The organism is Mycobacterium sp. Dal123C01 (genome assembly GCF_052566995.1).
Map to the genome: position 1 here is coordinate 4535395 of NZ_CP199580.1, position 13879 is coordinate 4549273.

General features: G+C 67.4%; 12 protein-coding genes, 2 pseudogenes and 1 riboswitch. Of the genes and pseudogenes, 5 read left to right on the forward strand and 9 right to left on the reverse strand.

Going from position 1 to position 13879, the window contains the following annotated elements:
- Positions 1–37: 37 nt before the first annotated feature.
- Positions 38–802 carry a class I SAM-dependent methyltransferase gene (locus ACTXG5_RS21275; RefSeq protein WP_445160675.1) on the forward strand — a complete coding sequence of 255 codons (765 nt, stop codon included), beginning with the start codon at positions 38–40 and terminating at the stop codon, positions 800–802.
- 6 nt (positions 803–808) lie between these two features.
- Positions 809–1564 carry a methyltransferase domain-containing protein gene (locus ACTXG5_RS21280; protein WP_445160676.1) on the forward strand — a complete coding sequence of 252 codons (756 nt, stop codon included), beginning with the start codon at positions 809–811 and terminating at the stop codon, positions 1562–1564.
- A gap of 13 nt (positions 1565–1577) precedes the next feature.
- Here the strand turns inward: ACTXG5_RS21280 and ACTXG5_RS21285 are convergent, their stop codons facing one another.
- Both ACTXG5_RS21285 and lspA read right to left on the reverse strand, forming a co-directional pair.
- Positions 1578–2504: an RluA family pseudouridine synthase gene (locus ACTXG5_RS21285; RefSeq protein WP_445160677.1), complete on the reverse strand. Its 927-nt coding sequence runs from the start codon at positions 2502–2504 to the stop codon at positions 1578–1580.
- The gene (gene lspA / locus ACTXG5_RS21290; RefSeq protein WP_445160678.1) at positions 2501–3139 is read right to left on the reverse strand and encodes a signal peptidase II; all 639 of its coding nucleotides are present in this window, start codon (positions 3137–3139) and stop codon (positions 2501–2503) included. The genes ACTXG5_RS21285 and lspA overlap by 4 nt, the downstream gene beginning before the upstream one ends.
- A 71-nt stretch (positions 3140–3210) precedes the next feature.
- Between lspA and ACTXG5_RS21295 the strand changes: the two genes are divergently transcribed.
- On the forward strand, positions 3211–4140 hold the full coding sequence (locus ACTXG5_RS21295) for an asparaginase (RefSeq protein ID WP_445160679.1): 930 nt from the start codon (positions 3211–3213) through the stop codon (positions 4138–4140).
- Here the strand turns inward: ACTXG5_RS21295 and ACTXG5_RS21300 are convergent.
- Positions 4105–5529 carry a DNA polymerase IV gene (locus ACTXG5_RS21300; RefSeq protein WP_445160680.1) on the reverse strand — a complete coding sequence of 475 codons (1425 nt, stop codon included), beginning with the start codon at positions 5527–5529 and terminating at the stop codon, positions 4105–4107. The genes ACTXG5_RS21295 and ACTXG5_RS21300 overlap by 36 nt on opposite strands.
- 40 nt (positions 5530–5569) lie before the next feature.
- Here ACTXG5_RS21300 and ACTXG5_RS21305 point away from each other — a divergent pair, with 40 nt between their 5' ends.
- Positions 5570–6142 (forward strand): class I SAM-dependent methyltransferase, encoded by a 573-nt coding sequence (locus ACTXG5_RS21305; RefSeq protein ID WP_445160681.1) that lies wholly within the window; start codon positions 5570–5572, stop codon positions 6140–6142.
- Here the strand turns inward: ACTXG5_RS21305 and ACTXG5_RS21310 are convergent.
- Both ACTXG5_RS21310 and ACTXG5_RS21315 read right to left on the reverse strand, forming a co-directional pair.
- Positions 6139–6339: pseudogene (locus ACTXG5_RS21310) on the reverse strand (NAD-dependent epimerase/dehydratase family protein); the annotation flags it as partial. The gene ACTXG5_RS21305 and the pseudogene ACTXG5_RS21310 sit on opposite strands and share 4 nt — an antisense overlap.
- Positions 6334–6672 (reverse strand): annotated as a pseudogene (locus ACTXG5_RS21315) (glycosyltransferase family 2 protein); the annotation flags it as partial. The pseudogenes ACTXG5_RS21310 and ACTXG5_RS21315, both read right to left, overlap by 6 nt.
- A gap of 169 nt (positions 6673–6841) precedes the next feature.
- Between ACTXG5_RS21315 and ACTXG5_RS21320 the strand changes: the two are divergent.
- Positions 6842–7648 (forward strand): class I SAM-dependent methyltransferase, encoded by an 807-nt coding sequence (locus ACTXG5_RS21320; RefSeq protein ID WP_445160682.1) that lies wholly within the window; start codon positions 6842–6844, stop codon positions 7646–7648.
- A 71-nt stretch (positions 7649–7719) separates the two neighbouring features.
- Here the strand turns inward: ACTXG5_RS21320 and ileS are convergent, their stop codons facing one another.
- The 4 genes from ileS to ACTXG5_RS21340 form a co-directional block, all read right to left on the reverse strand.
- Positions 7720–10863: an isoleucine--tRNA ligase gene (ileS, locus tag ACTXG5_RS21325; protein ID WP_445160683.1), complete on the reverse strand. Its 3144-nt coding sequence runs from the start codon at positions 10861–10863 to the stop codon at positions 7720–7722.
- Positions 10864–11141: 278 nt separating this feature from the next.
- Positions 11142–11381 carry an Rv1535 family protein gene (locus tag ACTXG5_RS21330; RefSeq protein ID WP_445160684.1) on the reverse strand — a complete coding sequence of 80 codons (240 nt, stop codon included), beginning with the start codon at positions 11379–11381 and terminating at the stop codon, positions 11142–11144.
- Between the two features lie 287 nt (positions 11382–11668).
- Positions 11669–11838, reverse strand: a riboswitch (M-box (ykoK) riboswitch).
- A 284-nt stretch (positions 11839–12122) separates the two neighbouring features.
- On the reverse strand, positions 12123–13247 hold the full coding sequence (locus tag ACTXG5_RS21335) for a nitronate monooxygenase (RefSeq protein WP_445160685.1): 1125 nt from the start codon (positions 13245–13247) through the stop codon (positions 12123–12125).
- A 39-nt stretch (positions 13248–13286) separates the two neighbouring features.
- Positions 13287–13862, reverse strand: coding sequence for a carboxymuconolactone decarboxylase family protein (locus ACTXG5_RS21340; protein ID WP_445160686.1), 576 nt, complete (start codon positions 13860–13862; stop codon positions 13287–13289).
- Positions 13863–13879: the final 17 nt, after the last annotated feature.

Consider the following 13879-nt stretch of genomic DNA (forward strand, 5'->3'; position numbering starts at 1 on the left):
CGCGCGCAGCGGCCTACTCTTGGCGACCATGCCTAACATGGGCCGCACATTCGAAGATCTGGTCGCAGAAGCCAATTCCGTATCCGTCGACGGCTGGGATTTCTCCTGGCTGGACGGGCGCGCAACCGAGGAACGACCGTCGTGGGGCTACCAACGACTGATCGGCCGCCGTTTCGCCACGGTGTCAGCCGCGGTGGATCTGCAGACCGGCGGCGGCGAGGTGCTGGCCGGCGCGGCGCCTTTCCCGCCCACCATGGCCGCCGTCGAGTCGTGGCCACCGAACGCCGCACTGGCCACCAAGCGGTTGCATCCGCTGCGCGTCGTGGTCGTGGAAACGCCGGACGAGTCGCTGCTGCCGTTCGCCGACGACGCCTTCGACCTGGTGACCGCGCGCCATCCAAACACGTTGTGGTGGACGGAGATCGCCCGGGTACTGCGCCCCGGCGGTAGCTACCTGGCCCAACACGTCGGACCCGAGACGGTGGCGGAGTTGGTCGAGCACTTCATCGGACCGCGGCCGGAGGCGTGGGCCCTGCGGCACCCGGACAACGAACGCGCGGCCGCGCAAGCCGCCGGCCTGGAAGTCGTCGAGATGCGCATGGAGCGGCTACGGCAGGAGTACTTCGACATCGGTGCGGTGGTGTACTTCCTGCGCAAGGTGATTTGGACGGTGCCGGACTTCACGGTGGAGCGCTACCGCGATCGGCTGGCCCAACTTCATGACCGCATCGAATCCGGCGGGCCCGTCGTCGCGCACGCCACGCGAGTCCTCGTCGAGGCCCGCAAGCCCAGTGCCGGGTGACCCCGGATGGGACGGTCGTTCGAGGAGTTGATGGCAGAGGCCGTCGCGGCGCCCGTGGCGGGCTGGGACTTCTCCTGGCTCGACGGCCGGGCCACCGAGGAACGCCCCTCCTGGGGATACCAGCGGCAGATGAGCGCTCGGCTGGCCACCGTGTCGGCTGCCCTTGACATCCACACCGGCGGCGGAGAGGTGCTCGGCGGTGTGGAGACATTCCCGCCGACGATGGTTGCCACCGAGTCCTGGCCACCCAACGCGGCGCTGGCCACCCGGCGACTGCATCCGCGCGGCGTGGTCGTCGTCCTGACCGGCGACGAACCGCCGCTGCCGTTCGCCGACGGGGCGTTCGACCTGGTGTCCAGCCGGCATCCGATCGCCGTGTGGTGGAGCGAGATCGCCCGGCTATTGCGGCCCGGCGGCACCTACTTCGCCCAGCATCCCGGCCCGGCGACGGTGTCCGAGCTGGTCGAATTCGTGATGGGGCCGCACCCCGAGCTGGGCGCCCACCTCGACCCGGCGGTGCAGCGCGCCGACGCACACGCCGCCGGGTTGCAGATCGTGGACATGCGCATGGAGAAGCTGCGGGCGGAGTTCTTCGACATCGGCGCGGTGGTGTACTTCCTACGCAAGCTGATCTGGACGGTGCCGGACTTGACCATTGAGCCCTACTACGGGCGACTGCGCGCACTGCACGAACGCATCGAAGCCGAGGGCCGGTTCGTCACGCACCCGACGCGGGTTCTGGTCGAGGCCCGTAAGCCTTAAGACAGTCCCGTGCTCAGCCCTCGTCGCCCAACACGTCCAGCGCACGCTGCAGGTCCGCCGGGTACGGACTGACGAACTCCACCCGCCGCCCATCGGCGGGATGGGCGAATGCCAGCGACCTCGCGTGCAGCCATTGACGTTCCAGCCCAAGCCGTTTCGCGAGCTTCGGGTCGGCCCCGTAGACGAGGTCCCCACAGCACGGGTGGTGCAACGCGGCGAAATGTACCCGAATTTGGTGCGTACGACCGGTTTCCAGGTGCACGTCGAGCAGGCTGGCGGCGACGAACGCTTCGACGGTGTCGTAGTGGGTGATGCTGTGCCGGCCGTCCTGGGTGACCGCGAACTTCCACTCGCCGCCGCGATGCCTGCCGATCGGCGCGTCGATCGTCCCACTGGACGGGTCCGGATGTCCTTGCACCAGAGCGTGATAACGCTTGTCGACGGTGCGCTGTTTGAACGCCCGCTTGAGCAGGGTGTAGGCGCGCTCGGAGATGGCGACCACCATCACCCCGGAGGTGCCCACGTCGAGGCGATGCACGATGCCCTGCCGCTCGTGCACACCCGACGTGGTGATCCGGTAACCCGCAGCGGCGAGGCCGCCGAGCACCGTGGGCCCGCTCCAGCCCACCGACGCGTGCGCGGCCACCGCCGCCGGCTTGTCGACCACGACGATGTCGTCATCGGAGTACAGAATTGTCATGCCCTCGATGTCGACCGGGGTGTTCTCCGGCGGCGCCGGCGCCTCGGGCAACCGCACCTCCAACCAGGCGCCGGGTGTCAGCCGATCAGACTTCCCCGCCTGCAAGCCATCCAGTTCGACACCGCCGTCTTCGGCGATGGCCGCCACGGCGCTGCGGGACAAGCCGAGCAAGCGAGACAGCCCGGCATCAACACGCATGCCCGCCAATCCCTCCGGAACGGGCATCGAGCGGTCGGTCATTGGGTTTGGTCGGCGTTACCCCGGCCCTCGGTGCTCCCGTCGGCTTGCCGCCGACCGTCGGCGTTACGCCGACCCACGTTGTCAAAGTCGTAGCCGAAGACCGAGAGAACGACGAGCAGGATCGCGCCGCCGACCACCGACGGATCTGCGACGTTGAACACCGGCCACCAGCCCACCGACAAAAAGTCCACGACATGCCCCCGAAGCGGCCCGGGCGCACGGAAGAAGCGATCGACCAAGTTGCCCATGGCGCCGCCGAGGATCATGCCGAGGCCCACGGCCCACCAGGGCGACACCAGCCGGCGGCCCATCCAGAAGATGCCGATCACCACACCGGTGGCGATCAGCGTCAACATCCAGGTGTATCCGGTCGCCATCGAGAAAGCGGCCCCCGAATTACGTACCAAAGTCCAGGTCACCGTGTCGCCGATGATCGATACCGGCTGCCCCGGGGGCAGCAGTTTGACGGCGAGCACCTTCGTCACGACGTCGAGCGCCAGCACCACCGCAGCCACCGACACCAGCAACCGCAGCCGCCGCGGCGCAGGGGCTTCGGCTTCTCGCACTTCTCCGGACGTCTCAGCCTCCCCCGCCGACGTCACCGGCTCAGCCGATCCTGTGGGTTCTTCGGGCACCTCCCCATCATCCCCTAGCGCCCGGCTTGGTTGGGTGCGGCCTCGCCACCCCGGTTTGGAATGATTCGACTATGGGTCGCCTCACCGTCATCGCCACCGGCGGCACGATATCGACGAACACCGGCGCCGACGGCGTGCGCCGTCCCGGCCGCAGCGGAACCGACCTCACCTCCGGCCTCGACGTCGACGTCGTCGACCTGATGGCCGTGGACAGCTCGGAGCTGACGACGGCCGACTGGGATCGGATGAACGACGCCGTGCGGGCCGCGATCGATGCCGGTGCCGAGGGCGTGGTCGTTGCCCATGGCACCGACACCATGGAGGAGAGCGCGTTGTGGCTCGACCTCACCTACGCGGGCAGCGCCCCGATCGTCCTGACCGGGGCCATGCGCAGCGCGGATGCGCCCGATGCGGACGGCCCCGCCAATCTGCGCGACGCGGCGGCCGTGGCGGCCAGCCCCGGCGCGCGCGGCCTCGGCGTGCTGGTGTCTTTCGCCGGCCGGGTGTTGCAGCCGTTAGGCCTGCACAAGGTGGCGACCCAGGATCTGAGCGGCTTCGCCGGCGAGTTGATCGGCACGACGCCGGGCGGCCGCGTGGCGCTGACCGGGGCCAAAACCCGCCCCTACCTCGGCGAACTACGGGCCGGCGGCGCACCGCGGGTCGACATTGTCGCGGCATACCTGGGCAGTGACGCGGTGGCGATGGACGCGTGTGTGGCCGCCGGAGCGCGAGCCGTCGTGCTGGAGGCGCTGGGCTCGGGCAATGCCGGGGCCGCGGTCGTCGACGGCGTCCGCCGGCACTGCCGCAACGGGATTGCCGTCGCGGTGTCCACCCGCGTGCCCGACGGCCGAGTCAGCGCGGGATACGGCCCCGGCCACGACCTGGTGGAAGCCGGAGCCGTCATGGTGCCGCGGCTGCGGCCGCCGCAAGCCCGGGTGCTGGTGATGGCCGCGCTGGCCGCAGGGCTACCCGTTGCCGACGTCATCGGCCGGTGGGGCTGACGTCACGGCCGACTCCTCGGCCTGCAACGCGCCCACGAAATCCGGCCAATCCAGGGAGTCGATCGGATTGGCGCTGACGACGTCGGCGGTGTCGGCGGGGAACGTCCGGGCCTGACCCGGGCCCGAACCGCGGGTCTCGAATCGCACGGTGACCACGCCGTGGCCGGCACCCTGCACCCACCCGTGCCCGAATTCGCGGTGGGTGATGTCGTCTCCCACCCGCCACGGCGAGGCCCCGGGCACCGGCGCGAACATGGCCTCGGTCGCGGTTACTGTTGCCGTTTCGAAGGAGTGTTGTGCAGCCGATTCGGGCGCCGACAGCTCCAAGTCCGGGAACAGCGACTCCTGGCGCACGTCGCTCAACCCCGAAAACCCAACGCCCAGAAGGCGAATCGGCCCGATATCGCGCGGATCCAGCAGCAGTCGCCGCGCCACCGCGATCAGCGGGCGGGCCTCCGTCGTCGCGTATGGCAACGTCGCGGAGCGGGTCAGCGTGCTCATGTCGGACTTCTTCAATTTCACGGTGACGGTGCGTGCTCCGCGGCCGTCGCGCAGCAGGCGTTGGTGCGCATGCTCGGCGATCGGGTCTATCGCTTCGTGCAGCTGCTCCACGGTGGTCAGGTCGACGGCAAAGGTGGATTCGGCGCTGATCTGTTTGGCCTCGGCGCGCTCGGCCACCGGGCGGTCGTCGATACCGCGGGCCAGCCGCTGCAACGCCAGCCCCACCGTGCCGCCCAGGATATTGGCCGCCTCGGCGTCGGTCAGCGCGGCCAACTGACCGATCGTCTCGATGCCGAGCCGATTCAGCTTCTCCTCGGCGACCGGGCCGATTCCCCACAGCCGCCGCACCGGCAAGCCGGCGAGCAGCGCTGTTTCTTCGGCGCGCGAAACCACCCGAACGCCATCGGGTTTCGCCAGACCGGAGGCGATCTTCGCGATCTGCTTGCCCGAGCCCGCGCCGACCGAGGCGATCAGCCCCGTCTCGTCGAGCACCCGTCGTCGCAACCCCTCGCAGAACTCCTCGACGTCCTGCGCCGACGCCCCGGCAAGCTGCTGCGGTTCCCCGAACGCCTCGTCGAAGGACAGCTGTTCGACGACGGGTACCACGCCACGTACGGCCTCGAACACGCGCCGGCTGGCGATCCCGTACACCACCCCACGCGGCGGCAACACCACCGCTGCCACGCCGATCACCCGGCGGGCCTGATGCATCGGCATGGCCGACCGCGCCCCGAACACCCGCGCCTCATAGCTCGCGCCGGCCACCACCCCCCGGCCGCCCAGCCCGCCGACCAGTACCGGCCGACCCCGCAGGGTCGGTCGGGTGAGCTGCTCGACGGAAGCGAAGAACGCGTCCATATCCAGGTGCAGCACCCAGCGGGACTCCACGCGATAAATGCTATTGCGCTACTGGGCTAACGTTTCCCACATGGCCATGAACCTTGCGCACCGGCGGATCTGCAGCTCGGACAAGTGGGCGACGGCGGTCAAAAAAGACCTGCTGCCCTGGGCGCTGGCCGACGTAGACCTGGGTGACAACACGCTGGAAATCGGGCCCGGCTACGGCGCGATCCTGCGGGTGCTGGTCGACAAGACGCCGACGCTCACCTCGGTCGAGATCGATACCCCGATGGCGCAGCGATTGCAGAAGCTGTACGGCGACCGGGCGCGGATCATCAACGGCGACGGCACCAACACCGGATTGCCGGCCGACGAGTTCAGCTCGGTGGTGTCGTTCACGATGCTGCACCACGTCCCGACCGTCGAACTGCAGGACCGGTTGTTCGCCGAGGCCTTCCGCGTGCTTCGTCCCGGCTGTGTTTTCGCCGGCAGCGACAGCGTGACGTCGCTGCGATTCCGGATTCTGCATTTCCGCGACACCTGCAACACCGTCTCGCCGGAAACCCTGCCGGATCGCTTGCGCACGGCGGGATTTGGCGATGTCGAGGTCGAGGTCCGCAGCGGCAGGCTGCGCTGGCGTGCGGTCAAACCCGGGGCCTAGCCGGCCAGTTGTAGTGGCTGCTCTTTCGCCCACTCGATGTAGCGGTCGATCCCTGCCCATATCCCGACCTTCGGTGCAAAACCGATGCTTCGCGCCAGGGCAATGGAGGCGGGAAACCGGGTCACTTCTCCCGGTCGCGCGGGCCCGTTGACCACCCGGGTGCCGAATTTCGCGGCGATATATTCCGCGATGTCTCGCGTGCCCGCCAGGACGTCGCGGACGTCGACGTCGGCCTCGACGACTTGATCGGAGTCGATCATCACGATCCAGTCCGGCTGGCAGAAATCGGCCATCCGGTACAGCAGTTCCAGCCCGGGCGGCTCGGGAATCAGCCACGGCGTGCGCGGCAGGTCGGACCGGGCCCGCACCAGGTTGGTCACCGCGGGGTGGTGGCGCAGGATCTGCGCGCTGTTGTCGGTGCTGCGATCGTCGATCGCGTAGATGTCGTCACACCACCCGGATAGCGCGTCCAGGACCCGGGGCAATACGTCCTCGCCGTTGTGCACCCGGAACACGCCCAGAATCCGCAACAATGCCTCTTCTCTGTGATCTCCGCTAACGGACGCTACCGCTTTTCGTGATCTATACAACACGATTTTGTCGCACAAGCTGCCGGATCGCTTGCGGGCAGGGGGCTTTCGTAGCGGGACCAGCAACGGCAGGCAGGGCTTGCACAGCGGCAAGGGGTAAAAGGGAGACATGCCAACTGTGTCGACTGAACCCTCGCCTTCTTCCGACCGCCAGCCGCACCTGCTCCGGCAGGTCGCGGAGTCCTTCGGAGTGGACGCCGATCGCTACGACCGGGCCAGGCCCCGGTACCCCGACGCGCTGATACAGCGCGTGATCGCCACCAGCCCCGGCGTCGAATTCCTGGACGTCGGCTGCGGTACCGGCATCGGAGCGCGGCAATACACGGCGGCCGGCGTCACGGTACTCGGCGTCGACCCGGACGCCCGGATGGCCGGGGTTGCCCGTCGGAGCGGCATCGAGGTCGAGATCGGCAACTTCGAAACCTGGGACCCCAACGGCCGGACTTTCGACGCGGTTGTCGCCGGGCAGGCCTGGCACTGGGTGGACCCCGTACTGGGCGCCCGCAAGGCCGCACAGGTGCTGCGGCAACACGGGCTGTTGGCGCTTTACTGGCATGTCTTCGACCCGCCCGGCGAGGTCGGTCGGGTCTTCGACGATGTCCTGCAGCGCGTGGCGCCCGACGCACCACTACAGACGCCCGGCGTCGAACTTCAAGAGGCAAATCTCCAGAGAGCTATGGAGGGCATCCGTACTGCCGGAGGCTTCGCCGAACCCGAGGAGTGGCGGTTCGAATGGCAGCGGCAGTACACCCGCGACGAATGGCTGGACCATCTGGCCACCACCGGCCAGCTCACTCTGCTCGGGCCGGACGAGGTCGCAACTGTACGGGAAGCCGTGGGAGCCGTCATCGACTCGCTCGGCGGCAGCTTCACCATGGACTATGTCACCCTGGCGGCGGCCACGACTCTCGACTGACCACCCGTCCGCGAGCCTAACGCCACGGCGAAATCTCGGGCGGGTTATAGCCCTGGCGTTAGGCTCGCGGTTCACGCTTTAGCGATGCTCACCCGTACGCCGTCGCCGATCTCCGCTGCGTCCACCGGATCGCCGAATTCGAAGCTGGTGGCCAGGATTTCACCCGCGATGAGGTCGCGGTGGGCATGCGCCCACTCCGCGCGTTCGGCCGGCACCGACAGCACCACCCGGATGCGATCGGAAACGTCCAGCCCGGTCGACTTGCGCAACTCCTGCAGCTCGCGGATCCGGTCCTTGGCCCAACCCTCGGCCTCCAGCTCCGGAGTCACCGTGCCGTCCAGCACGACCAGACCGGCTCCCCCGGGCAGCGCGGCGGTGAACTCCGGGTCGGCGGCCACCAGCCGCGAGCTGTACTCCTCGGGTTGCAGCACCGCGGGGCCCGCGGTCAGGGTGCCATCCGGGTTGACGACGCCGTCGCCGGCCTTGACCGCCTTGATGGCGGCTTGCACGTCCTTGCCCAGCCGCGGCCCGGCCACCCGGGCGTTGACGGTGAGCTCAAAGCGGCCGTAGGTGTCGATCGCGTCGGTCAGATCCACGCTCTTGACGTTCAGCTCATCGGCGATCAAGTCGGTGAACGGCGCCAGCTGCTGTGGGTCCTCCACTGCCACAGTAAGTTTCGGTAGCGGTAGCCGCACCCGTAGCTTCTTGGCTTTGCGCAGCGACGACGCTGCCGAGCACACTTCGCGAACCTGATCCATCGCGGCGACCAGGTCGGTGTCCGCGGGCAGCGCGTCGGCTTGCGGCCAGTCGGTCAGGTGTACCGACCGCTCGCCGGTGAGGCCGCGCCAGATGATCTCGGTGGTCAGCGGAAGCAGCGGCGCGGCCAACCGCGAGACGACCTCCAGCACGGTGTGCAGGGTGTCGATGGCGTCGTTGTCTTCCTCCCAGAACCGCGAACGCGACCGTCGCACATACCAATTCGTCAGCGCCTCGGTGAACTGGCGCAGCTGTTCACAGGCTTCGGAGATATCGCAGACGTCCAGCGACTCGGTGAGCTGATCGCGCAGCACCGCCAGCTTGGCCAGAATGTAACGGTCCAGCACGTGCGCCGAATCGGTGCGCCAGGTACCGACTTTGGGCGCATAGAGCGCCAGGAAGCTGTAGGCGTTCCACAACGGCAGCAGCACCTGCCGCACACCTTCGCGGATGCCCTGCTCGGTGACGATCAGGTTGCCGCCGCGCAGGATCGGTGAGGCCATCAGGAACCAGCGCATCGCGTCGGAGCCGTCGCGGTCGAACACCTCGCTGACGTCTGGGTAGTTGCGCAGCGACTTGCTCATCTTCTGACCGTCGGAGCCGAGCACAATCCCATGTGCCACACAGGTTTTGAACGCAGGCCTGTCGAACAACGCGGTGGCCAGCACATGCAGGGTGTAGAACCAGCCTCGCGTCTGCCCGATGTACTCGACGATGAAATCACCGGGATAGTGGGTGTCGAACCAGTCCGCGTTCTCGAACGGGAAATGCACCTGCGCGTACGGCATCGACCCCGAGTCGAACCACACGTCGAGCACATCGGGGATGCGGCGCATCGTGCTGGATCCGGTGGGGTCGTCGGGGTTGGGCCGGGTGAGCTCGTCGATGTAGGGCCGGTGCAAATTGGTGGGCCGCACCCCGAAGTCGCGCTCGAGCTCGTCGAGGCTGCCGTAGACGTCGATGCGCGGGTAGGCCGGGTCGTCGGATTTCCATACCGGAATCGGGGTGCCCCAGTAGCGATTTCGCGAGATCGACCAGTCGCGGGCGCCCTGCAGCCACTTGCCGAACTGGCCGTCCTTCACGTGTTCTGGGTACCAGGTGATCTGCTGGTTCAGTTCCACCATGCGATCCCGGAATGCGGTGACGGTGACGAACCACGACGAAACCGCGCGGTAGATCAGCGGATTGCGGCATCGCCAGCAGTGCGGGTAGGGGTGCTCGTAGGTTTCGTGACGGACCAATACCGGCTGGTTCACCGCCGCCGGCCCGCTCTGGTTCTTCAGGTCGCGGATGATCTGCGCGTTGGCGTCAAAGACGTGCTGCCGCTGGTAATCCGGGACGGTGGCGTCGAAGCGGCCCTTGGAATCCACCGGAGTCACCGGCACGATGCCCACCTTGTCGGTGGTCGCCATGTCGTCCTCGCCGTAGGCCGGCGCCATGTGCACGATCCCGGTGCCGTCGTCGGTGGTCACAAAGTCGCCCGGCAGCACCTGAAACGCGTTGGCCCTCCCCTCTTCTGGGTCCATGAAATACGGGAACGGCGGCAGGTAGCGGGTTCCCAGCAGATCGGCACCCAGATAGGAGCCGAGTATTTCGGGCGCCCCTCCTTCTTCGAAGCCAAATTCGCGGGCATAGGTGGCCAGCCGGGCCTCGGCCAGCACGAAACGCCGATCGCCCGCCTCGATCTGCACGTAGATCACGTCCGGGTTGACGGCAACGGCCAGGTTCGACGGCAGGGTCCACGGCGTCGTCGTCCACACCAACAGGTAGGCACCGTCCAGCTCGCCGCCGGCCACCCGGAAACCCACCGTGACGGCCGGGTCCTGGCGGCTCCGATAGACGTCGTCGTCCATCCGCAATTCGTGGTTGGACAACGGGGTTTCGTCGCGCCAGCAGTACGGCAACACCCGGTAGCCCTCGTAGGCCAGGTCCTTGTCCCACAGCTGCTTGAACGCCCAGATCACCGACTCCATATAGGGCAGATCGAGCGTCTTGTAGTCATTGTCGAAGTCGACCCAGCGTGCCTGCCGGGTGACATACGCCTGCCATTCGTCGGTGTAGCGCAACACCGATTCCCGACAGGCTTCGTTGAACGCGGCGATGCCCATGTCGTCGATCTGGGACTTGTCAGTGATGCCCAGTTGGCGTTCGACTTCGAGTTCAGCGGGCAGCCCGTGGGTATCCCAGCCGAAGCGGCGGTCCACCTTGTAGCCGCGCATCGTGCGGTACCTCGGGACAATGTCTTTCACGTAGCCGGTAAGCAGGTGCCCATAGTGCGGGAGCCCGTTGGCGAAGGGGGGCCCGTCGTAGAACACGTACTCTTCGGCGGCGTCGCGGTTGGCGATGCTTGCCCGGAAGGTGTCGTCGCGGGCCCAGTAGTCGAGAACCTCGAGCTCCAGCGCCGGGAAGTCGGGTGCCCCCGACTTCGGATAAGCCCTGGCGTCAGCGTTTTCGGTCACGGTGCGCGTCGTCTCCTGCGTGCCTACGTAAGGCCGGGACGACGACGCGCTACCTGCGCGAGCACCGCGGTACCACCCCGCTTGCCGCGCTCACGCGCGACCGCTCGATTGTGGCTGTGACGGGCCTACCCGTTCGGGTCTACTGGGCCCATGCGGGCTGTTCTTCCGAAGGCTCCCCGGTGATGGCCGGATCGATGCCGTTAGGAAGATTCTACGGACCGCCGCAAATCAATCACCGCCGGCTCCAAAGGGCCATCCGCCTGGGCACATCCATCGGATCAAGCCCGGACTTCAAGCAGCCCAACACGCAACAGGGCCGCGTATGCGTGACGCACGGGAACGGTCAGCAGCAGTGCGATCCCGTCCACCATCGGGTCGTGGCCGATGAAGGGCAGGGCGTCAGCGCGCCGCGTGACGTTCTTGGGCGCGGGGGGCTGGGCGGGGGTCGTGTCGCGCACTACGTGCAGGTTGCGGGCGGGCGCTACGGCACCTACTTCGTCGAACAGTGCTGCGGTCATGATCGTCTCCCAACGGAATTGCAGACGGGTACTGAGTGGACTGAGGTGTCCGTCCCGTGGTAGTTCCGATCCGAGAACGCTTGAGCGGTAAGTCGATTCGCGTTGCGGCGACTCAGCTGGGGGCGTCGTGGCGGCGGCCGGATCGGGACGGAACGGAGCCCGGATTTCGCTCCGGACTGTCACTGGAACTCATGCGTCCCTCACCTCCTCTACGGCCACGACGCGTGCGGTTACCCGCGCCTACTGCGTGCACAAGAAGAAGCACAGAACCCGACGATCGTCGGAAATCCGCACCCCTCTCGTCAGAGCTTTGGCACCACACGACGTGTCCGGAACTCCGGAAGCCACTTTGGCTCAACCCTTAAGCCGGGAGGAGCTGTCCTAACCCGGGGCGTCTTTCGACGTTGGGGGTCAGTGGCCTGTATTCGTGTAGCCGCCTCACCTAACGAGGTGCTGCAGCAATACTCCATGAGCGGCCCACCCGCGGTCAATGTGATCTGGGCGGTGTTGCGCATCCTTTATGCATTCATTACGTGCCTTCACAGCCGTCGGCCAGCTTCGATGCCGCTGACCTGCGTAAATGCGGCGGGCCGGTAAGACGCCGTCAGTGTGCGATCCGGGCTTTGAGTGTGCATCCACGGCGGGATTTCGGCGGTTTTGCCGCCCTCAGCGCACACTCAACGCCCGGAAGCTACATCCGTTCGTGAGCGTGCCGCGGGTGCGGCGGGCCGGCCCGGGTCGTCAGTTGTCGGCTAAGTTCTCCAGCCGCGTCATGGTGTCGACGAACTCCTCGACCATGTCGAGCACGACCGCACGGGTCGGACGGACCCGGTCGAGCGAACCGACCACCTGGCCGACGAAATAGGTTGCCAGCTCACGCGCCTTGGCGCCGGGATGAGCGGCCGCTTGGTTGATGCGTATCTGCGGTTCAGTGACCAGGGTGGTCTGCAACGGCATACCGAGCGGGCTGGGGTTTTCGGGCCGTTCCCATTCATCGGTCCAGGCGGTTCGGAGCATTCGTGCCGGCTTGCCCGTCATCGACCGCGACCGCACGGTGTCCGAGGAACTGGCGGCCAGGAACTTCTGCTTGACGACCGGATCTGTCTCGGCTTCCTCGGTGGTCAACCAGACCGAGCCACACCACACCCCCTCGGCGCCCAGCGCGAGGGCCGCTGCGATCTGGCGACCGCGGGCGATCCCGCCCGCCGCCACTACCGGAACCGGCGCGACCGCATCGACAACTTCGGGAACCAGGACCATCGTCGCCACCTCGCCGGTGTGGCCCCCTGCTTCGGTGCCCTGCGCGACGATCAGGTCGACACCGGCCGCGGCATGCCGCCGCGCGTGCTGGGTGGTGCCCGCCAGCGCGGCCACCAACACGTCGTGACTGTGCGCGCGTTCGACGAGGTCGGGCGGCGGGGGCCCGAGCGCGCTGGCGATCAACCGGATGTCATGGGCAAAGGCCACTTCCAGTAGCGGCTCATAGCCCTTGGGCGAGATGTTGAGGCCACCGCCGGACGCCCGGGGCGGTTGGGCCGGCGCCGTGATGTCATAGCGGGCGAGTATGTCTTCGACGAACGCGCGGTGCTCCTCCGGGAGCAATTCCCTGACCTGCTTCGCGTCGATTCCGCCCGTGTCGGCGCCGACGTATTTGGGCGGTAACAGCAGATCGACCCCATAGGGCTTGCCCCCGGTCTGCTCCTCGATCCAGGTCAGCTCGTTCTGCAGCCGTTGCGGGCTATGCGCGACGGCGCCCAGGACTCCGAATCCGCCCGCGTTGGTAACCGCGGCGACGACATCGCGGCAGTGGCTGAAGGCGCATATCGGGAACTCCACACCGAGCATCTCGGCGACTCTGGTCCGCATTTCACGACGCTATGAGTTATCGATTGATATGGCAATCAGCTAGTCACCCGTCGCGGGTGAACGCCCGTCGGGCGGCCAACCTGCCACGCCGTCCTCCAACGGAACATCGAGGCTCTGCAGAATCGATGCGACCATCCGCCACGCGCTGATGGCGGTGACGAGCTCAACGAGAACTGTTTTGTCGCTGTGCAATTCGCGTTCGCAGGCGGCCCAGCTCTCGGCGCTGACCGAACCGTCGCGCACCACGTCGTCGGTGGCCGCTAGCACCGCGCGCTCGGTGGGCCCGAAGCCGTCGTGCCGTTGCCACTCGCGTACGCCGAGCAGGTCGTCGGCGGTCACGCCCAATCGGGTGGCGACGCGCCAGTGCTGCGTCCATTCGTATTCGCATGCGGTGACCCAGCCGATCCGCATGATCACCAGCTCCCGTAACCGTGCGTCGAGACAGCCGTGCCACAGCATGGTGGCGAGCAGGTCGTTGACCGCACGCGCCAGCGATGGATGGTTCAGGAGCACCTGAAAGATGCTGAGTTCGGCCATGTAGTCGGGTACGGCGGCCTCGTCGGCGGCGGCTTTGGCCTCGGCGAGCGGCAGTCTGGGCACGCGGGCTGTTGTCATCGTGTGAGCACTCCGGT